The 19,696-nt window shown below is 48.1% G+C and carries 19 protein-coding genes and 1 other annotated feature (1 of these 20 only partly in view); of the genes, 8 read left to right on the forward strand and 11 right to left on the reverse strand.

The window, feature by feature from the left end; genetic code table 11:
• Window position 1 precedes the first annotated feature (1 nt).
• The 3 genes from HP570_RS08165 to HP570_RS08175 all read left to right on the forward strand — a co-directional run bounded on the left by HP570_RS08165 (window position 2) and on the right by HP570_RS08175 (window position 2,434).
• Complete coding sequence (locus tag HP570_RS08165) at window positions 2-895, forward strand: DMT family transporter (protein ID WP_173625406.1); 894 nt, start codon at window positions 2-4, stop codon at window positions 893-895.
• Between the two features lie 135 nt (window positions 896-1,030).
• Window positions 1,031-1,477, forward strand: a complete 447-nt coding sequence (locus tag HP570_RS08170; RefSeq protein WP_012685278.1) for a hypothetical protein — start codon at window positions 1,031-1,033, stop codon at window positions 1,475-1,477.
• Between the two features lie 72 nt (window positions 1,478-1,549).
• Window positions 1,550-2,434 carry a phosphotransferase family protein gene (locus tag HP570_RS08175; RefSeq protein WP_173625705.1) on the forward strand — a complete coding sequence of 295 codons (885 nt, stop codon included), beginning with the start codon at window positions 1,550-1,552 and terminating at the stop codon, window positions 2,432-2,434.
• On the opposite strand, the gene HP570_RS08180 is transcribed toward HP570_RS08175, so the two are convergent.
• The 3 genes from HP570_RS08180 to HP570_RS08190 are packed head-to-tail and all read right to left on the reverse strand — an operon-like array spanning window position 2,431 to window position 5,552.
• Window positions 2,431-3,264 carry a carbohydrate ABC transporter permease gene (locus HP570_RS08180; protein ID WP_012685276.1) on the reverse strand — a complete coding sequence of 278 codons (834 nt, stop codon included), beginning with the start codon at window positions 3,262-3,264 and terminating at the stop codon, window positions 2,431-2,433. The genes HP570_RS08175 and HP570_RS08180 overlap by 4 nt on opposite strands.
• Window positions 3,264-4,214: a carbohydrate ABC transporter permease gene (locus HP570_RS08185; protein ID WP_173625407.1), complete on the reverse strand. Its 951-nt coding sequence runs from the start codon at window positions 4,212-4,214 to the stop codon at window positions 3,264-3,266. Before HP570_RS08185 ends, HP570_RS08180 begins: the two co-directional genes overlap by 1 nt.
• Before the next feature lie 18 nt (window positions 4,215-4,232).
• Window positions 4,233-5,552, reverse strand: coding sequence for an ABC transporter substrate-binding protein (locus HP570_RS08190; protein WP_173625408.1), 1,320 nt, complete (start codon window positions 5,550-5,552; stop codon window positions 4,233-4,235).
• Between the two features lie 216 nt (window positions 5,553-5,768).
• Here HP570_RS08190 and HP570_RS08195 point away from each other — a divergent pair, with 216 nt between their 5' ends.
• Together HP570_RS08195 and HP570_RS08200 are read left to right on the forward strand one after the other, a co-directional pair.
• A complete protein-coding gene (locus HP570_RS08195) occupies window positions 5,769-6,194 on the forward strand; it encodes a MarR family winged helix-turn-helix transcriptional regulator (protein WP_137030092.1) in 426 nt (141 codons plus the stop codon).
• An 85-nt stretch (window positions 6,195-6,279) separates the two neighbouring features.
• The gene (locus HP570_RS08200; RefSeq protein ID WP_012685272.1) at window positions 6,280-6,621 is read left to right on the forward strand and encodes a DoxX family protein; all 342 of its coding nucleotides are present in this window, start codon (window positions 6,280-6,282) and stop codon (window positions 6,619-6,621) included.
• 91 nt (window positions 6,622-6,712) lie between these two features.
• On the opposite strand, the gene HP570_RS08205 is transcribed toward HP570_RS08200, so the two are convergent.
• The 5 genes from HP570_RS08205 to HP570_RS08225 form a co-directional block, all read right to left on the reverse strand.
• Window positions 6,713-7,447: a serine hydrolase domain-containing protein gene (locus HP570_RS08205; RefSeq protein ID WP_173625409.1), complete on the reverse strand. Its 735-nt coding sequence runs from the start codon at window positions 7,445-7,447 to the stop codon at window positions 6,713-6,715.
• A gap of 167 nt (window positions 7,448-7,614) precedes the next feature.
• Complete coding sequence (locus HP570_RS08210; protein ID WP_173625410.1) at window positions 7,615-8,043, reverse strand: hypothetical protein; 429 nt, start codon at window positions 8,041-8,043, stop codon at window positions 7,615-7,617.
• A 114-nt stretch (window positions 8,044-8,157) separates the two neighbouring features.
• Window positions 8,158-8,967, reverse strand: coding sequence for an alpha/beta fold hydrolase (locus tag HP570_RS08215; RefSeq protein ID WP_173625411.1), 810 nt, complete (start codon window positions 8,965-8,967; stop codon window positions 8,158-8,160).
• A 72-nt stretch (window positions 8,968-9,039) separates the two neighbouring features.
• Complete coding sequence (locus HP570_RS08220; RefSeq protein ID WP_173625412.1) at window positions 9,040-10,098, reverse strand: P1 family peptidase; 1,059 nt, start codon at window positions 10,096-10,098, stop codon at window positions 9,040-9,042.
• A gap of 35 nt (window positions 10,099-10,133) precedes the next feature.
• Window positions 10,134-11,069 carry a dipeptidase gene (locus HP570_RS08225; RefSeq protein WP_041749308.1) on the reverse strand — a complete coding sequence of 312 codons (936 nt, stop codon included), beginning with the start codon at window positions 11,067-11,069 and terminating at the stop codon, window positions 10,134-10,136.
• A gap of 139 nt (window positions 11,070-11,208) precedes the next feature.
• On the opposite strand from HP570_RS08225, the gene HP570_RS08230 reads away from it, so the two are divergent.
• Together HP570_RS08230 and HP570_RS08235 are read left to right on the forward strand one after the other, a co-directional pair.
• Complete coding sequence (locus HP570_RS08230; RefSeq protein ID WP_012685266.1) at window positions 11,209-12,102, forward strand: LysR family transcriptional regulator; 894 nt, start codon at window positions 11,209-11,211, stop codon at window positions 12,100-12,102.
• 75 nt (window positions 12,103-12,177) lie between these two features.
• The gene (locus HP570_RS08235) at window positions 12,178-13,734 is read left to right on the forward strand and encodes a hypothetical protein (protein WP_173625413.1); all 1,557 of its coding nucleotides are present in this window, start codon (window positions 12,178-12,180) and stop codon (window positions 13,732-13,734) included.
• A 78-nt stretch (window positions 13,735-13,812) separates the two neighbouring features.
• Here the strand turns inward: HP570_RS08235 and HP570_RS08240 are convergent, their stop codons facing one another.
• The gene (locus tag HP570_RS08240) at window positions 13,813-14,451 is read right to left on the reverse strand and encodes a DUF2306 domain-containing protein (protein ID WP_173605406.1); all 639 of its coding nucleotides are present in this window, start codon (window positions 14,449-14,451) and stop codon (window positions 13,813-13,815) included.
• 151 nt (window positions 14,452-14,602) lie between these two features.
• On the opposite strand from HP570_RS08240, the gene HP570_RS08245 reads away from it, so the two are divergent.
• On the forward strand, window positions 14,603-15,193 hold the full coding sequence (locus HP570_RS08245; RefSeq protein WP_173605405.1) for a TetR/AcrR family transcriptional regulator: 591 nt from the start codon (window positions 14,603-14,605) through the stop codon (window positions 15,191-15,193).
• A 79-nt stretch (window positions 15,194-15,272) separates the two neighbouring features.
• Here the strand turns inward: HP570_RS08245 and HP570_RS08250 are convergent, their stop codons facing one another.
• A complete protein-coding gene (locus HP570_RS08250; protein WP_173605404.1) occupies window positions 15,273-16,247 on the reverse strand; it encodes a Gfo/Idh/MocA family protein in 975 nt (324 codons plus the stop codon).
• Window positions 16,248-16,363: 116 nt separating this feature from the next.
• Window positions 16,364-19,444, reverse strand: coding sequence for an isoleucine--tRNA ligase (ileS, locus tag HP570_RS08255; protein WP_173625706.1), 3,081 nt, complete (start codon window positions 19,442-19,444; stop codon window positions 16,364-16,366).
• 69 nt (window positions 19,445-19,513) lie between these two features.
• Window positions 19,514-19,696, reverse strand: a binding site (T-box leader); it runs 75 nt beyond the window's last position.

Raw genomic sequence — 19,696 nt, forward strand, 5'->3', positions numbered from 1 at the left:
TATGCTACGCTCCTACTTGCTGCTCATTTTTTGCGTAACCGCTTGGGGTAGCAATTTCGTCTTCGGGAAAATGCTCGTCGCCGAGTTTTCTCCGCTCTTTTTATCGGCTATGCGTCTCTTGTTTATCGTGTTGTTTCTGCTCATCTGGTCCAGAGGGCGGCTGAAAATGCCAAAGCTCTCTCGTACGGACTGGCTCTTGCTCGCGGTACTGGGAGTTGTTGGCGTATTCATTAACCAGTGGTCCTTCTACAAAGGACTCGTTACAGCTGATCCGACCACCTCTGCCCTGATCCTGGCGCTGACGCCGATTACAACCGCTCTCTTGGCTGCCTTGTTCTTGAAAGAGTCGCTGACTGGTCGCATGGCAATCGGTTCAGTAATCGGTACATCCGGGGTTATATTCGTCATTTATACAGGGGCAGAGCTGCATTTCGATGTCGGTATCCTCTGGATTGTATTGACGATGCTGACGTTCGCTACCTCGATCATCCTCGTCAGGTTGTTGGGACATCGACTCCCTCCACTCGTGACGACGCTCGTATCCAATTTGATCGGCTTCGGATCGATGCTGCCTTTTGTCCTGATCAGCATCCCTACGGCCATGGTAAGCACCAGCCTTTCATCCTGGCTTCTCTTGTTTGTCACCGGTGTCGTCATGCACGGCATTGTGACGTTAATCTGGAACAGCCAACTACAGAAGGTAGGCGCTGCCAAAGCCGCGATGTTTGCCAACCTGGAACCGTTTATTGCCATGCTTTTCGGCTTGTTATTGCTGGCAAAGCCTGTTACAGGCGTACAGTTTTTCGGTGCGATTCTCATCATCGCGGGCGTGACCTTGACCACAACCTCCAAGGAACCGCGTAAAAAGAAGAACCCCTCCTCGCTTTCATCCTGAGCAAAACAGCTCGCTGCACTTTTCATAGTAAAACAGTCGGAATTGTAGTTGAGAAGTACAATTTCATTGTTTTATACTAGAAGAAAGGCTGGCGATGTCTGTGCCGTTACATCGTGATAAGAGGAGGGACAGTCCATGTCTACCGTAAAGCTATCCCAGTGGGAAACGATGCTGTTAGAGGCAGCCCGTGCCCATGGATTCGTCGATGAAGAAATCATCCACAAGCTGAGAACAGGTGACCCTGCGCCTTTTTCGGACGTGGAGGGCGGCAAGTACGATTACACCCCTCTGTTTGAACTGTCCAAAAATGATCCCCTTACGCTGGAAGCTGCCATTCGCGAAGGCTACCAGATCAAGTTCACCACTTTTAACGGGATCAAGTTTTTGCTGAACAAACGTTACAACATCCAAGCGGAGCATGACTATCAAGTCGAGGAGACAGCGTTGCACCACGTTCGTTTACCAGACGATGCGTTGGCGTGGATGCGCAGGACAATCTCCCCTAACTGGCGAATTGTTGAACTAGAAAAGCTCGCAAACACCAAAGAAACGCTCGTCAGATTTGAACTGGCAGCATCGTAAATACGAAAGAGCACTTTCCTCAGGGGAGAGTGCTCTTTTTTCGAAATGCGGGGTATTGGAAGGAGAATCATGATGACAACGACAACGCAAACGTATATCCAACACATTCAAGCAATGTATCCAGAGTTGACCATCACTTCCGCCTACTTTAACGAGATGGGCCAAAACAATGATGTACTCATCGTCAATGACGCGTACGTGTTTCGTTTTCCGAAGTACACCGCCGGAATCGAGCAACTGAAGATCGAAACGAGCATTTTACGCACGGTAAGACCATATCTCTCCCTGCCGACTCCGGCTCCGATCTATTTGTCCTTTGCCGAGGAAGCACCTGGGCGAGTGTTTGCCGGATATCCGCTACTCGAAGGCGAGCCTTTTACCCGAGAAGCTTTTCAAGCAGCCTCGCGTCAAAATTCCGTACCGACTGTCGCTGCCCAGCTGGCACAATTTCTTCATGAGCTACATCAGCTTCCGGTCTCCTCCTTGCTCCCGGAGCTTCTCCCTGCCGATTTTGACATGGCCAAGCAGTTGACCGAGCTGTATGAACAGATTGCTTCGAAGTTGTTCCCTGCCATGCGTGAGCAAGCGAAAAAGGATGTAGCTGAGCGCTTTGAAGCATACCTGGCAAACCCTGCCCACTTTGATTTTCAGCCTTGCTTGACTCACGGAGATTTTGGCACAGGGAATATCTTGTACTCCCCCACAAAACAACGCATCACTGGCATCATCGACTTTGGCGCCTCTGGTGTAGGCGATCCGGCATACGACCTCGCAGGGCTATGTGCGAGCTACGGGGAAGCGTTTTTGCAGCATTTCACCCTGGTGTACCCCCAGCTTGAACAGGTGATGACAAGGATGAGATTTTACCGCAGTACATTTGCCTTGGAAGAAGCGCTGTTTGGTCTGGCAAATGACGATGAGACAGCTTACCTAGCTGGCATGCGAGACTACCTCTAGCCTTTTACGGCACCTTGTGTGAGCCCTTCCACCAAGTACTTTTGGCAAAAGGCAAACAATAGCATCGTTGGGATGACTGACAGCACTGTAGCTGCCGACATCGCTCCCCATTCGATATCGTATTTTTTGATAAAGGCGTTCATCGCGACGGGAATCGTTTTGACCGACTCTTCATCAATGAACAGAACGGCCATAATCAGCTCGTTCCAGCATTGAACGAAGGCGAAAATAAACGTGGCCGCAATTCCGGGGAGCATGATCGGTACGATGACGCGAAACAAAGCGCTCAATCGAGAGCAGCCGTCCATCATCGCTGCTTCCTCCAAGGCATTGGGTATCCGTTGGAAAAAGCCTGACATGATGATCGTACAAAAGGGAATCAGCATGACCGTGTAAATGAGCATCAACGAAAACAGGCTGTTCAAGATGTGCATTTTGGACATCATCACGTACAACGGCGCCATGCCAATGAACATCGGAATCATTTGGGTGACGAGAAATCCGAACATCACCTGACGCTTTCCTTTAAACGAAAAGCGAGCCAACACGTAACCGCCGAGCATCGCGATGAACACGACCATAGCTGAAGCGACCAAGGAAACGAGAAAGCTGTTCCAGATGTACACCTGGAAGTGGGAAATCTGAAAGATCTCCAGGTAATTGTTCAACGTCACCTGTTGTGGCCAATATTGAATCGGGAGCGAAAAGATTTCCTTTTGACCTTTGAGCGACGTAATGATAATCCAATACAGCGGGAAAATCGCAAAAGCAAGAAACAAGGTCAAGACAATCGCTCTGCCAGTCCTCCACCCTAGATGTTCACGATGCATCAGAAGTCCCCTCCCTTCTCTACTTTGGTCGCTTTCACGTAGAAGATCGTGAATAACATCAAAATCACCACGATGATGACACCCACAGCCGAGGCTTGCCCGTAGTCTTGACCGAAGATGACTTTATCGATCATGTAGGTAGCGAATATATGCGTGGAGCCTGCAGGAGCTCCATTTGTCATTGCGTAAATAATGTCCGGGAAATTGAGAATCCAGATAACCCGCAACAGGATCGTCACCAGCATCGTAGGCATGATATACGGCAGTGTCACCCGCCAAAACTGCTGAATCCTCCCCGCTCCATCCATCGCCGCCGCTTCGTACAGCTCCTCTGGAATCGATTGCAGGGCAGCCAGAATCATGATGGCAAAAAACGCGACGCCATACCAAATATTCGCGATAATGACGGCAGCCATCGCCCAAGTTCCGTCCGCCAAAAAGGAGATCGGCGCATCGATCAGTCCCGTTTTCAAGAGCAAATCGTTAATAACGCCAAACTGGGCATTGAACATCCACCGCCAAATCAGCCCAATCAGAAAGCCGGACATCGCCCACGGAAAAAAGAGAAATGCCTGATAAATCCCTCTCCCGCGAAATTTTTTACGCATCATAAGGGCCAGCATGAAGCCAAACAGCAATTGAAAGACAAGGGAGAAAAACACCCAGTAAAAGCTGTTCATAGCAACACGTGGGAAGTCCGGGCTTGTCAGTACGTTCACAAAATTGTCCAGCCCGATGAACTGAATATTCATCAAATCAAAAAGCGTGTAGTTCTGAAAAGACATGATGATTCCACGCACGAGTGGATAATACGTAAAGACCGAAACAAACAAAATGGCGGGTAACAGGCACAAAAATATAAAACAACCTTCTTTGGAAATCCGGAACGATTTCTTCCCTTCCGGCACAACCTGCTTCGTCATCATGACGATGGGTTTTTGTGTGTCCAAGCTACCATCCCCCCACGTCTACTTTCGCTCGGCTTTTTCTTTTGTCCAGTATTGATCCCATTTTTTCAACAGGTCCTCTGCGGTGAGCTGATCGAGCAAAAAGCTCTGAATATCTTTATCCGCCGTGCTTTGCCAAGCTCCCCAGCCTTTGTAGTCCACAGGACGTGAAACATCGAGGAACTTCGTCGGCTGCTGGCTCATCTCCATAAACGGCTGGAAGTAACCTGTCTTGTAAAATTCATCTTCTGCTGCGCTTTTCACGACGGGAATCGTGGAAGTCTTTTTCGCAAAATGAGTGCTCTGTTCAGGATTCGAGAGGAATGCAATCAGCTTCCACGCCTCTTCCTTGTGCTTCGAGTACGCAGTCATCCCCCACCCCGGTCCACCGACTACTTGTTGAGCGACACCTGAAGGACCAAGCGGAATCGGAGCGGTTGCCCACGTCCCTTCCTGCATCTTCTCCTTGGCTCCATCAATGACGTCAGGGTCTTGAATCAGCATGGCAGTCGAACCCGCTACAAAGCCCTGTACCATCTCCTGAAAGCCCCAGCTCACGGAATCTTTGGGAGAGCCTTCCTTGTAAAGCTGTTTGTAATACTGCATGGCTTCCAATGATTGCGGCGTGGAGAAGAGCGTGCGTCCATCCTTCATGAAAAAGGCAGAGTCAGGGTCGACCTCCGTCCCGTTGTAGGCCCACATCGTAATCAGCGCGTAATCCCACCCGGTCGCTCCTCCCCGGAAGCTGTACCCGTAGCGGTTTTTGGAAGGGTCCGTCAGCTTTTTGGCTGCGACCAAGAGCTCATCCCACGTCTTCGGCACCTCGATCCCTGCTTCCTTAAACCAATCCGTCCGATAATACAAGACGCGCTGGTACAGTCCATTCGGAATGTAATATGGAGTCTTGTCCACCCAGGTGGCACGCCGTTTGGCGACGTCCGTCAGCTGATCGTAATTTTGCCATTTGTCTGTGTAGGGCTTCAAATTTTCAATAAAGCCGTTCATCGAAAACTGCTTGGCATTGAATTCACGAACTTCCAGTACGTCCAGCTCTTCTTTTGCCATCAGCATCTGTGTGATCTTCTGATCCGCTCCTTCGAATGGAGGTGAAATCAGATCGACTTTGATCCCCGGATTCTTCGCTTCAAACTGGGTTAGCATGTCTTTTAACAGCGCAGTTCGTTGTGGGCTAGTAATGCTCTCGACCATTTTTAGCGTGACGCCATTCGCACCTGACGGCGATACTGAGTCAGGAGTGGCCGCTGGTTGACTACAGCCTACCAGCAATGCTGTCGCCATCGTTAATTGGAGCGCCACAGAAATCCAGGAACGAAATCCCATACACGAACCCCCTCATGTTATTTTTATCTGACAGTTCGTATTATATTAAATATTCTGAATTATAAGTTTTAATATCTTTACCAGTTTTTTCGTTTTCTTTACTCTTTTTTTCAATGAGGCTTTCCCGACACTCTTTATTTGACTAACGGGAAAAAATACGTTAGCATCTTATATGCTATAGCATATAAATAAAGGATAAAGGGGTTTGGATTCTCTATGGAATTATTCAATCTGACCGGATTTCTTCTTCACCGTACAGATATGAAAATGACGAACTATTTTAAGAAAAGGTTAAAGCAATTGGAGATCACGCCAGAGCAATGGGGCATTCTTAGCGTCATGGATGGAGAAAGAGCGATCACACAAAAGGAACTTTCGGATGCGATTGACCGCGATCAAACCACCGTCGTCAGAATGATTTACTCGCTTGAAAAAAAGGGAATCGTCATTCGCACTTTAAATGACGCGGATCGACGCTCACATAACTTGTTACTCAGTGACAAAGGGATGGAGCTAAAATCAAAGCTTCTACCAGTCGTTACCGATGCGCATAACCATGTGACGCAAAACCTTACCGATGTAGAGATTGCGGAATTGCATGCTTTGCTCGACAAACTCTATCAAGTCGTAAAAGATGAATAAATAGAGGTCATATACTTTCTCCATCAAATACATGCTATAGCATGCACTTAGGTTGATAATGAATAACGAAAGTGAGGAAGCCATCATGTTCCTAATCGTTTTGCAAGTCGTGGTAGCGATTTTCTTTATGTTTACAGGTACAAAAATTATTTCCGGTAAAATGGCGAATGAATTTGACCGCTTTGGACTCCCACCCATTTTTAACTTCTTAACTGGCTTTATCGAGATCATCAGCTCCATTGGCTTGATTATTGGAATATGGTTTTCGATCGCGGCATTATTATCTGGATTGCTTTTAGGCGTGACCATGCTGGTTGCTGCCTTCATCCTGCTTGTGATTGCTAGAGATCCTTTTCCGAAAGCAATACCGGCACTCGTTCTTTGCATTCTCTCCTTTTTCATCTCGACGTATCATTATTTAGCCTAGACAAGGGAATACCCATACAATCATAACAGCGGCGAGCCCAAGACTTCATGATCGTGTCTTCGGTCGCCGCTGTTTCATTTATGGAGTCCGTCTAGAACTTGGCTTCGCTCCTACAGAGCATCCTCAGCCCCATGAGGACCGCCCATGCTTGCTGCTGTTTTTTGAAAAAGAAACGGAGCGGTTGACCGTTTTGTACATCGATCAGCGTATCGTGGCTACTGGCCCGTAACGCGTACTCCATACCAGCTACCTCTGCTACAGGAGCATCCTCTCGAAGGAAGAGCCGCAATCTTCCGCCTTCTCTTGACGTGTACGTCCCGACGAGCTTTTCTAGCTCTTCTCTCGTTGGCGTATAGAGCGGGGCTTCGTCTTCTTTGTGTGTAAGCGGTAAACCAAGGGGGTCAAATTGGACTTCGTTTAAATAGGCAATATGCTCGGGAAGTTTCGTCAGTTCTTCACGGCGTAGCAGCGGTGGAACACCTGAAGTGTGAGAGAGCAAATGATGGATCGTGATTTTGTCAGTATGTATGTCTCCCTTTCCTTGTAAATCAGGCAAATAGTTGCGAATCGGGTCGTCAACAGACAGCTTGCCTTCTGCCACGAGCTGCATGATAGCGGCAGCCGTAAACGATTTGGTAACCGAAGCAATGCCGAAAATGGTCTCGGGTGTTACTGGCTGATTCGTCCCCAGATCGGTAACACCAAAGCCTTTTTGATAGATGGTCTCACCATCCCGAGAGATGCCAATGGAGAGCCCCGGCACCTTTTCCTTCTGCATGAACTGTTGCACAAATGCTTCCAGAGCTGAAACGCTCGCGTGGTCCATTCCATTCCCCTGCCTTTGGTTGAAAGATTCTAGCTAGCAAAAAGAGTGTTCCAAAAGTCATTCGACCTCTTCCCATTCAAAAGAATAGGCCAACACATCGATACATGAGTCATGCGCGCATAATACCCAATGCTTGACTCTAGGGGACGTAAAGCCAAATGCTTCTTTTACTGTAAAATCCCGATTTCATTAAATGTCATCCCAAAATAGCTGTACTTTACATGCACTCTGTCTATTGCTCCATGATGAACTACACTTAGTCCATAAATTTCATCGTTTTTCGTAGCAGTACCCTCATCCATTTTTTTAAAATAAGCAGAAGGAGATGTGCCAGTTTTTATCGCTACGTCCTCTAGATTCTGAAATCCATACGGCTTGGAGCCCGGATTATCAAAATCATCCGTTATGATGAACCCTTGTAAAGCATTACAAAAGCCCTTATTACCCATGCCCACAACAACAGATTTATGATCTTCGCTTGAAGCACGGGTGCCAATATCCAATGGCGGATTACCTTTTACAAGGGAATAAAAACCTCCCACAACGATTGCTAGAAGTAGTATAGAAACCCACAATCTTTTCTTCAATTTCCCCATCCTTACTCGTTGTTTTTTCCAGTGCTATTGAAAATGATATTTTGGTAAATTCCAGTAGAAACAGCCGATATCCTGCACGTAAGGCAGAGAATCGGCTGTCAGTTCCCTTACGAATTATGTTTGAACAAACTCCATCAGCTTCTTATTAAAGTCATCCGCCTGACATATCGGCAAGCCGTGTCCACTATTATCAAACGGAAACAGCTTCGACCCTTTGATTTGCTGCTGGGTGAGCTCGGCGCTTTTGAATGGAATTAATTGATCGTGAATCCCATGAAAAATTCCGGTGGGCACGCGGATTTGACCCAAGTCATTGATGACATTCTCTCTCACTGCTGCTTGCATGATTTTGATGAGCGCATAGGAAGCGGAATCTAGCCCCATTTTGACAAACCACTGGAGCGTAGCAGTCCCTAAATTTCGATTGAAAAACTGCAAGGAAACTGTGTTTAATAACTCAGGCAAATTGGCGTACATCTGACTGATCAGCCCGTCCGCTTGCTCCTTCGAGACGCCGTATGGAGAACCCGGCATTTTCACAAAGGAAGGAGAAACCGCATCCACTAACGCTAGCTTGGAAATATGCCGCCCCTCATAACGAGACATATACCGGATGGAAATGGCTCCGCCCACTGAAAAGCCTAGCAAGACAGCATCCCTAATCTGTAATGCTTCCAAAACGACAAAGATGTCATCTGCCAAGCGATCATACGTATAACCACTCCATGGTTTGTCCGATTGGCCGTTGCCGCGTATGTCCATGGCAACACAGCGGAAACCGTGCTGGGGAAGTACGTTGAATTGGTAGGAAAACATGTTATGGTTGAGCGGCCAGCCGTGAACGAAAAAAATCGTTTTGCTATTCGGGCCAGGATTGAGGTCTTCAACGAAAACCGTGACACCCTTTTCGACTTCAATGTACATAACCCTACCTCCTGTATCACACCATGCACCTCTTTACACTCAAGGTATGTCACCAGTTGTAGGGTTATGTTCCTACTGTCCTAAGCCCTGACTTGGATACGCATGAACGATGCGTCCTTTTCTTCCCTTGGTCGTGACTGCTTGCGCCAGTGAATGGTAAATGGCTTCTTCTGTCGCTTCTGCCGCAGCAGCAAACAGTTCGTTCATGATCGGATGATCCTCGCGTAGTTGCACACGCGTTTCCGTAATGGTTGTTGTCTGATGGGGGATTTTTTGTGCTGTGGAAAAAGCGATGACGATGTCGCCGCTTCCATGCCCAAAATGGCTGCCCGTTCGTCCCAAGCCGATTCCTGCGCGCTTTGCTACCCGAAGCAATTGTCGATCGCTGAGCGGCGCATCTGTCGCCAGTACGATGATAATGGAGCCATCCTCGGACTTCTCTACTGCGTTTTCATAGCTTTTGCAGCTTGTGAACAGATTTGCTCCCAAGAAATCATTTTTGTTGCCAAAGTTGCTGAGTACCAAACTCCCCAATGTATAGGCATGCTCCTCAGCCACTACGATACGAGAAGACGAGCCGATACCACCCTTATAACCAAAGGCAATCATCCCCGTCCCTGCCCCGACAGCTCCTTCTTCTACGGCTTGGTCCGTTGCGTTCTGAATCGCTTTTCTAGCATCTTCCGGGCGCACGACACAGCGGCGAATGGAATTGAGATGACCATCGTTGCATTCGCCTACGACAATGTTGATCGTCCCGGTCGTGTCCCCGATCTCTTCATTCGTATCCAGCATGTATTGCAGAGTCCCTTGTGTAACCGCAGGGACAGAAAACGTATTGGTGAGCATGATCGGCGATTCCAGCACCCCCAGCTCATTTACTTGCACAAGTCCCGTCGTTTTGCCGAAGCCGTTGATCACATAGCTGGCGGCGGTTACCTTTTCCCGAAACAAGCTGCCGCCATGTGGCAAAATGGCTGTCACTCCTGTACATGCATAGTCGTCGTTGTCCAGCTCATGCTGGATCGTCACATGTCCGACTCGGACTCCGGCTACATCCGTAATGTCATTTTTCTCACCAACCGGCAGTCTACCAATTGTCGCACCGAGCTGCCGCATTTTTTTCGTCATACATTCCATTCCTTTCGTGCATCTATGCCGATTGCTTACACGGGACGATTGCGCAGAAAGTTCTCATAGGCAAACCCGCGCACTTCTTCTTCCTTATAATGCTTGAGCAGCTCGTTGATCAGGTTTTGGCTCTGCCCCGCATGCTCCAAGCCCACGACCTTTGCGGTAATGCCGTCAAAGTCAGAGCCGAGCCCGATATGACGCACGCCACCGAGTGAACAAAAATGCTCGATGTGCTTGATTAGATCATCTATCGTGGTTGGTGTCGTTTCATTGATAAACTGGGTGCAGTAAACGACATGTACATTCGCGCCTTTGGCAAATAACGCTTTTGCCTGTTCATCCGTCAGATTGCGTGGATGGTCGCAGATCGCTCGTGCATTTGAATGACTCGCGATCGGATATGTAGCCAGCTCAATCGTATCCCAGAAGCTGCCCTCTCCTAGATGCGAGACGTCCGTCAACATTTTATGCTCATTGTGGAACTGAATGATTTCCTTGCCAAAGGTCGTCAGTCCGGCATTCCTCGGTTCCAGCGCACCATCCGCAGCGAGATTCGCGAAGTTCCAGGTGAGGCCCACAGAGCGAACCCCTAGCTGATAAAAAATGTGCAGCTTCTTCAAATCGTTACCGATTGGCTCAACCCCTTCCAACGTCAGCAACGCTCCGATCTCTCCCTCTTGCAAACGGTCGAGATCGCTCCAATCACGGATCTGTTTCATTTCTGGATGTTTTCCGAGAACCTCTGTATAAAAGTAATGAATTTGATCCAAAGCTTTTTGAAAACGTTGCTCCGTGGACAATTCAGGTGATGTCCAGATCGCATAGCACTGTAGCTTCACCCCGCCATCATGTAGCCGTTTCCTGTTGACGTCCAGCTCGTCCGCATCTGCAAAGGACAGAGCCCCATTTTTCTCCCAAATTTTCAGAAGTGCATCACAGTGCAAATCGATAATCGGCATTCTCGCCATTTTCATCCATCCCTTGGGCTATTTTCTTTTGATAACTCTACCTATTCTGCTAATTTTACGTTAATGTAATTTTATAAGCGATTCCAATTAAAATTTGCAATAGGCCACTTTAAAAATTCACATAATGGAGCCACTACTTATGAATATGGAGCAAATGGAAGCATTCATCTTTGTCGCCCTGACCGGGAGCTTCAGCAAAACGGCTGATTTGCTCTATCTGTCACAGCCCACGGTCAGCATGCGAATCAAGGCACTCGAAACGACTATGGGCTGTAAGCTGTTTCAACGTACGGGTCATACGATTTCTCTTACAAAGGAAGGCGATCTGTTCCTTCCTTATGCCAAAAACATCATGCATATGCTACAAGAGGGACAGCAAGCCATTCAGCGATCGCAAGGCGATGTAGAGGGAGAATTGACCATCTCCACGGTTTTTGTCTCCGCCTTTTACATTTTGCCTGACCTCGTCCAGCAGTTCCAGCAGTTGTACCCCAAAATCAAGCTGACGATCCTCACCGGACATTCTCATCAGGTGCTCGATATGGTTCTAAACCATGAGGTGTCGTTCGGAATTGCTCGTGCCGTTACCCACCCACAGATTAACCGGATTCAACTGATGCCGGATGACATGGTCTTAGCGATTTATCCTGACCATCCGTTTGGATTCCGCCACCAGGTTTCCATAGAAGAAGTCGCACGTGAACGATTGATCTTGTTCAATCGGGGCTCGCTCGACTGGAAGCTGATCAACAATGCATTCAGCCATTTTCAGCTACAAAACAACGTCATCATGGAGGCTGACAATATCGAGGTCGTGAAGCGAATGGTCAAACAACGGCTGGGCATCGCCTTTTTGCCTCGGTTTGCCATCTCCAAAGACTTGGACGAAGGGGAACTCCAGGAGGTAGACGTCTTGAATCTGCCGCAAATCAACCGGAACTTCGAGCTGATTTACCTCAAGGATACACCTGTTCACGGGATTATGCGTACGTTTATCGACTTTTTGATGCAGTGCAAAGCCTTGCAGCAGTAAAGGGAAAAGGATGCCATTGGGACGCCCCTTATCTGCCACATTCTATTCATTCAGATTCTCTGGAGGTGATTGCCCATGTCGTCTCAACTATTCGAACACGCAGCCAAAACATCTATTCTGCAACAGCCCGTCCAAAAAAGCATGCCCTCACCTTCGTCATCCATTAAGCAAGATAATAGCCCGTCACATCTTATCCAGCTGCAGAAGTCGATTGGAAATCGTGCCCTGATTCAATTAATGAAATCACAGAGACAAGGAATCGCGCATAACAAACTGCCTATCCAACGCTTTAAGGACGAGGATGGGCATAACACGCATCGTCGAGGAAACGCAGAAACAGCTAGAGGCGATGCTTTTCAAAATGATGAGATGCAAATGGATCATACCATCTCACAAAATTCCCTTATCACCTTCAGCGAGTTATTAGGAGAAATCCAGCAATTGCCGAATAAAACATTTGAGGCAACCAAGAAATCCTACGCTTCTCTTATCGCCGAAATAAAAAGGGTGTCCGCTAACGAAGAAAAATGCACGCGGATTCAATTGGTGAATTTCTATAAAAACTTGGTGCCTGGATTTCAAGGAACGACTGGGAATCCCGGTTCAAAATTCGATCCACAAATTGAGATGATAGACATGGATGAGGAGTCGACAATCATCGCCCGGGAAAAGGCAATCTCTGCAGTACTAAGAGAAATCGATTCGTATATACGTAAGCTCTACCATTTGACCGCGCTGTTTCCAAATACAAAAAAGGATACTGATCTGGCCGAACAGATGGATGAAGTGCTTTCAAAAATATTGAATAACATACAGACATGCTTGGAGAACGTACGTGAGGAGTTTCCAAAGGAACCAGTCTATGATGAAACCATCTGGTACAAATCTGCAACGAAAAATGTGAAGCGTGTCCCTGCGGAATGGCTGAAAACGGGAGCAGGCAAGTTAGAGGATTTGGGCTCAAAGCAGGATTTACTAGGGTATCGAAAAGTCAAAGAAGCGAAACCAAACACGCAAGTCCCACAAGATTCTTTCAAAGAAGTGACCTTTACTTGGGATTACCAGCTAACTGAATTTGATAAAAAAATCAAAGTGAAAGTAGTCATTTCGGAAAAATGCTGGAAGCACATTTATGCTCGGCATAAGCTGGAATACTTTGCGGGCGATGTGCAGGCGATCAATACATTTTGGAAGGACGATCCACACGAAAAAATTACCCAAGAGCTCCTGGAACCCGAGATCAACATTCTCATCGAAAGATCGACACTCCCATTACGTGTGTTGCAAGAGGGCGATAAAGATCCAATAAACGAAACAGCACACCATTTGTTCTTCCAAGGAAATATGGAGGTCGTGGAGGAAGTGCAAAACATCGCCGAACCTGTAGCGAACTCTCAACCAGTAACCAAAAGTAAAAACAAAAAGAGGAATCAACAGAAAAAGGTTCCCAATGCTGCAACCAAGCCCCCCATTAAAAGCATCCACATCACATTGGAATCTGTTGCACCGCAAAGCCCCGAGCTAGCCTACGCAGTTGAACCCACTCTTCTGCAAAATGAATATTACCAAAAACGAGGGTTACAAAGACTATCTCCCCCAAAACAAGGAAGCCAGAGCGTCGAAGAGAAGTAGCCATTCAAAAAGCTTCGCATCACCCCAACCATGTGGGTTCTGATGCGAAGCTTTTTTAAGGAAGCGCTTGCGTCTCTCTCATGCTTTTTTCCGTGCTCGCAATTTTGTACGAATGATGATCTCCGCCGTCACGACAAGTCCAATAATAGCGGCATATACACTGATTGTGTAGCTGAGCTCATACGGCAAGCCTACCACCTTCTCTACGATCAGCTTCATGAGATGAATCAGCATGTTGGTAAATAAGAAGACGAAACTCCGGACCATCCATTCCTTATGCTTCATGACTTGGCGCTTTTTTATTTTGACGAGCGCCGTAATAGTGATTGCCGGCCAGATAATGTTCAACAGGTGGAAGGGCCAACTCGCCACTTTTCCGCCCGTTACATAAGGAGCCATATACCCCGATGTGACTACCACAACCAACACACTAAAAAGATAAACATAACCTGTTACTTTATGTAGCTTGCGCTTCTGGGCGAGCAGCTTGTCCGAAAAGTTAGCCACCCCACAGATGAGGGCAATCAGGGCGAAAAACAAATGGACATACATGACCGTAAGCCAGATCGATGTATTCATTCGCTCTTTGTTGAAATCAGACTTGTGACTGAGAAAGCCTTTTGCTTCTGGGTCGATGATAAAGTTTTGCACGAGTGCATACGTGATCGCTATACAGGCGACGAAAATGACAATCGAATACGGTTTGATACGGTTCATCCTGTCACACAACCCTTTGTTCGATTTTTTGATACCGAACGGTTCGGTCTCTTTTTGATTTTACATGATTGCCTTCTTTCGTACATGAGAGAAATGTTACAATAACTTGGACGAATATAGACCGTGTTGGCCGAATGAAAGGACTATCGCGATGCGAAAAGGCGAAAAAACAAAGCTGTATATTATCCAGAAGTCAGCAGAGCTATTTAATCAATACGGATATACAGGAACCTCCATGCAAGACATCATGGATGCCACGGGACTTACCAAAGGTGCCCTCTACAGAGGTTTTGCCAGTAAAGATGAAATTGCCATAGAGGCCTTCAAATATGCGGGTGAAGTGTTACAAGAACATTTTGCGGCTGCACTAGAAAAACAGGACACAGCCACTGGAAAAATCGTAGCCATGGCAAAGGTGTATTCTGATGCGGTAAACAATCCCCCGCTCCAAGGTGGCTGTCCGCTTCTCAACACAGCCATCGAAAGTGACCATTCGTTCCCTGTTCTTCGCGATTATGCCCTCACCGCTTACCAAGAGGTCATTTCGTTCATGCAGAGATTGCTGGAAGAAGGAATCGCCCAGGGAGAATTTCGCTCCGAAATGGACGCAGAAGCAGTTGCTTCGTTTGTTTTTTCTTCCATTGAAGGAGCCATCATGGCAAGCAGACTCACACACGATAACAAGCATGTCCATTTTGCCAGCAAGCATATTGAGCAGCTTTTACAGTCATACCGGCCCTAGCAAAAAGAAAAGAGCAGTCGCGCAGGATGTGCTCCCCCTGCCTACCTGCTCTTTTTTCGTGGACTTTTCCTGCTACTTTCTATTTGATGTAGTGTACTTTTTCATGTCCGAGCAATGCTTCCAGCACTTGCTGTACTTTCACGCCTGTTTCAAATGTAACCAGTCTGGCATCGCCACCGTTCATCGCAATAGACAGCTCATCCAACAACAGGGAGAGACGGTCTTGCTGCGGAACTTCAGCCGGAACGAGCGCTTCGCCGTGTCCACCCACAAACAGATTGCTCCAGTTCACGACACTCAGCGTTCCTTTTGACCCGTACACGCGATAATCCAAATGCTCCTCATGCGCGATACCCGCCAAGCCATTGATCGTAACCGGGGTACCATCTGTCAGATGCAGAAAGGCCGATACACCTGTCTCACATAGCGCAGGATCTGCTGGATAGTCTACCTCTGAGTGGACTACATGCAGGTCTCCGAAGAGCTCGTAAGTCAGATGAGTGAAATGAGGCAGCACTTCTCGGATGAAACCGCCTTGCTCACGACCAGCCAGCCAAGGTGTTTGCTGCCATGGACGCGGCCACTGGTGAAAATGCGTCAGGATATCGATACGGCGGACATCTCCGATTGCTTCGAGTCTGCGGGATAGTTCAGGAAAAACACCTTGATAGTAGAGCGGGAAGTTCATCGCATGGACAACCCCTGCGTTATTTGCTGCTTCCAACATTTCTTGCGCTTCTGTCAATGAATTAGCTAACGGCTTTTCACAGAGCAAATGCTTTTTGTGCGCCAGCACATCCAGGGCAATCGCATGATGGAATTTCGGAGGAACTGCCAAATAGATGACGTCCAGCTCTACCTTTTTCAATAATTCCTTATAATTTGTGTACCAAGGCACATCGCCGGACTTTTGCGCGGCTTCCTGTGCTCTTTCCGCTGATACATCACTCACTGCAGCTACTCGAAATTTTTCGTGGGTACGGATCGCGTTCATCATGCGTTCGCCCATGACGCCTGCGCCAATTACCCCAACGTTCCATTTCACTTGGTCCATCTGCCTTTCCTCGCTTCCTGGTGAATGTTCGTCTTCGTGCCTCTACCCCTTTCTCCATTGATTTGAACATTCCTTCTGAAAAGCTCAGATTGTCAGTTGCTGCTGTCCTTCCTTTTTTACCCGATGTGCAAGCCTAAAGTTTTGTCTCCGATCGAAACGGTTTCCCTATCTGCTATTTTCGCAAAAGACACATCTGAAACGAGTACGCTCCCACGCAAAACATGATCAAAGCGCTCTAATGCTGCTCGTAGCTCATCGTCCACATCCAAGGTGAGCTGGACACGTTTATCGATGGGCAAATCCAGCTTTTTGCGTGCATCCTGAATGACGCGTATGACCTCACGAACCAAGCCTTCTTGCTCAAGCTCTTTTGTAAGTGTCGTGTTCAAGGCCACGTGAAGCTGATAGCCGGATGCAGAAGCGAAGCCTTGCTTCCCTTGCTTTTCCACAAGCAGCTCATCTAGCGTAAGCCGCACACTCTCGCCTGCGACCTCCACATCCAAGTAGCCATTGTCCACTGCCTTCTGTGCATCGGCTGCTTCCAATTCTTTTAAATACCCTTGGATTGGCCCAACGAGCTGGCCATATTTTTTCCCGGCTACCTTCAGGTTGAGCTTGAAATGATACGTCACAAAGCTGCTGTCGCTTTGCTCTACCCGAATGTTTTTGACATTGATCTCGTCTTCGATGATGCTAGCAAATCGCTCGAGGTTAAATGGCTGCTCCGTCGTTACGATCAGCTCGGACAGAGGCTGTCTGGTCTTGAGTCCGGTTTCGTTGCGGACATTTCGCGCCAGCTCCACGATGTTTCGAGCCGTTTCCATGTCCCGCTCAAGGGTTTCGTCGATTGATTCTGTGTTCACCTTCGGATAATCAGTCAAATGAACGCTGCCTTCTCCCCCCAGATTGCCATACAAATCTTCTGCGATCAGCGGCGCGTATGGTGCGATCATCTTCGCCAGCGTCAGCAACACTTCTCGCAGGGTCTGGTAAGCAGATACTTTGTCAGGCGTCATCCCGCTGCTCCAGAAACGATCCCGCGAACAACGGATGTACCAGTTACTCAACTCGTCGATGAACGTTTCGATATGCCCCGCCGGATTCATGAAATCGTAGGTTTCCAGACCTTTTACCACCTGCTGCAAGGTGGTATTCAAGCGGGAAAGTATCCAACGATCCAACTCGTTCACAGGTGGTTGCGCTGGATGCTCTTCTGACTTGAATGCATCGATCAATGCGTATAACGAATAAAAATCATGCGTGCTATGGATCTTATCGATCACTTTGTACTTCGCCTCGGCGACGATCCGCTTGGAGAAGCGCTTACTGCTCCATGGCGCACTGTCAGACAAAAGCGCCCACCGGAACGCATCTGCACCGAACTCCTCGATTACCTCCCACGGATCGATCCCGTTTCCTTTGCTTTTAGACATCTTCTGACCGTGTTCATCCAAAACGTGACCAGTAGAGATGACCGCCTTGTAGGGTGCTTTTCCGTTATACAGGGTAGAGACTGCCAACAAGCTGAAGAACCAGCCCCGCGTCTGATCGATTCCTTCCGAAATGATGTCGGCTGGGTACTGCTCCTCGAACACCTTTTCGTCTCCGAATGGATGATGGTATTGAGCAAACGGCATCGAACCACTGTCGAACCACACATCGATGACCTCAGGTGTCCGCTCCATCGTACCGCCGCAAGAGCAGCGTAGCTTCACCTCATCTACAAACGGCTTGTGCAGCTCCAGCTTCTCATCGATTGGTGCCACAGATTTCTCACGCAACTCTTTTACACTGCCTGGTGCATATTCACTGCCACAATCCTGACAAAGCCATAAATTGAGCGGCGTTCCCCAATACCGATTTCGGCTAATATTCCAGTCTACAAGCTCTTCGAGGAATTTCCCGAAGCGCCCTTCGCGCAAGTGGCCCGGATACCAGGCGATCTTGCTATTGTTTTCGATCAGCTGATCCTTGATGGCTGTCGTTTTGATGAACCAGCTCTCCATCGCGTAGTAGAGCAGTGGTGATTTGCAGCGCCAGCAGAACGGATAGCTATGCTCGTAGCGTTCCTTGGAAAACAGCAGACCGCGATGTGACAAATCTTTGACGATATCGACGTCGCAATCCTTCACGAACCGACCTGCGAAATCTGAGATTTGATCAGTATAGCGACCAGCCAAATTCACGACATTCACGAAATCAAGTCCATGCTGACGGGTCGTGCGATAGTCATCCTCCCCATGCGCTGGCGCAGTATGCACGATACCCGTTCCGCTCGTATCACTGACATAGTCCGCATCGACGACGATATGCCCATGGTTTACCTTGATATAGCCAAAAGGCGGCTCATACGGGGTACCAACCAATTCTGCGCCTTTGTGCGTGGTCAAAACCTCGTAGTCTTCCTTGAAGACTTTCTCCGCGAGATTTTTTGCTACGACGTACACTTCATCCTTGTGCTTGACCCTTACGTAATCGAGGTCTTTGTTGACAGCCAAAGCCACGTTGGCAGGAAGTGTCCATGGCGTCGTCGTCCACGCGAGGAAGTAGTCATCGCTTGTCTTGCTTTTGAATTTGACCGTCGCACTCAAGTCCTTCACGTCTTCATAGCCCTGCGCCACTTCATGGGAGCTGAGTGTCGTCTGGCAATCCGGGCAATACGGACTGACACGATGCCCTTTGTACAGCAGCTCTTTTTTATGAATGTCAGAAAGAATGTGCCAGACGCTTTCGATGTAATCGTTGGTCAGCGTCACATATGGATGCTCCATATCCGTCCAATAGGCGATGCCTTCCGTCAGCTCACGCCATTGCTTTTCGTACTCGAATACGCTGTTTTTGCACTCTTCGACGAACTTGGCCACCCCGTAGTTTTCGATCTCCTGCTTGCCGGAAATGCCAAGTCGCTTTTCCACCCCAAGCTCTACCGGAAGACCATGTGTATCCCAGCCTGCTTTGCGGACGACACGGTAGCCGGACATCGTTTTGTAGCGCCCGATAAAATCCTTGATGACCCGTCCGAGCACGTGACCGATATGCGGCTGTCCGTTGGCGGTCGGAGGACCTTCATAAAAGACGAAGTTTGGCATTCCCAGCCGATTGTCCATCGACTTGCGGAATGTATCGTCTTTCCTCCACTGATCCAAAACGCGTAACTCTCGTGCCCTTGCTTTTTCTTTTACGTCTACTTTCCTCATCATGTACACTCCTTCTTCTGTAGTTTGCGTAGAAGTGTAGGTTCATAGAACGCAAAAAAATCCCGCCCCCTAAGGGACGAGATTTGATCTCGCGATACCACCCTTGTTCCGAAATCTTCATGCAAGCATGTCATTTCGGCACCTCTACTACGTACCATCATACGCGTCCCTTGTAACGGTGGGATTCCGGGTCAGCTTACTCCAAATGCTTCAGCTTTCCTTCTCGGAGAGGATTTTCGGCTAAGTCTTGAA

The sequence above is a fragment of the Brevibacillus sp. RS1.1 genome (assembly GCF_013284365.1).
Classification (GTDB): Bacteria; Bacillota; Bacilli; order Brevibacillales; family Brevibacillaceae; genus Brevibacillus; species Brevibacillus brevis_D.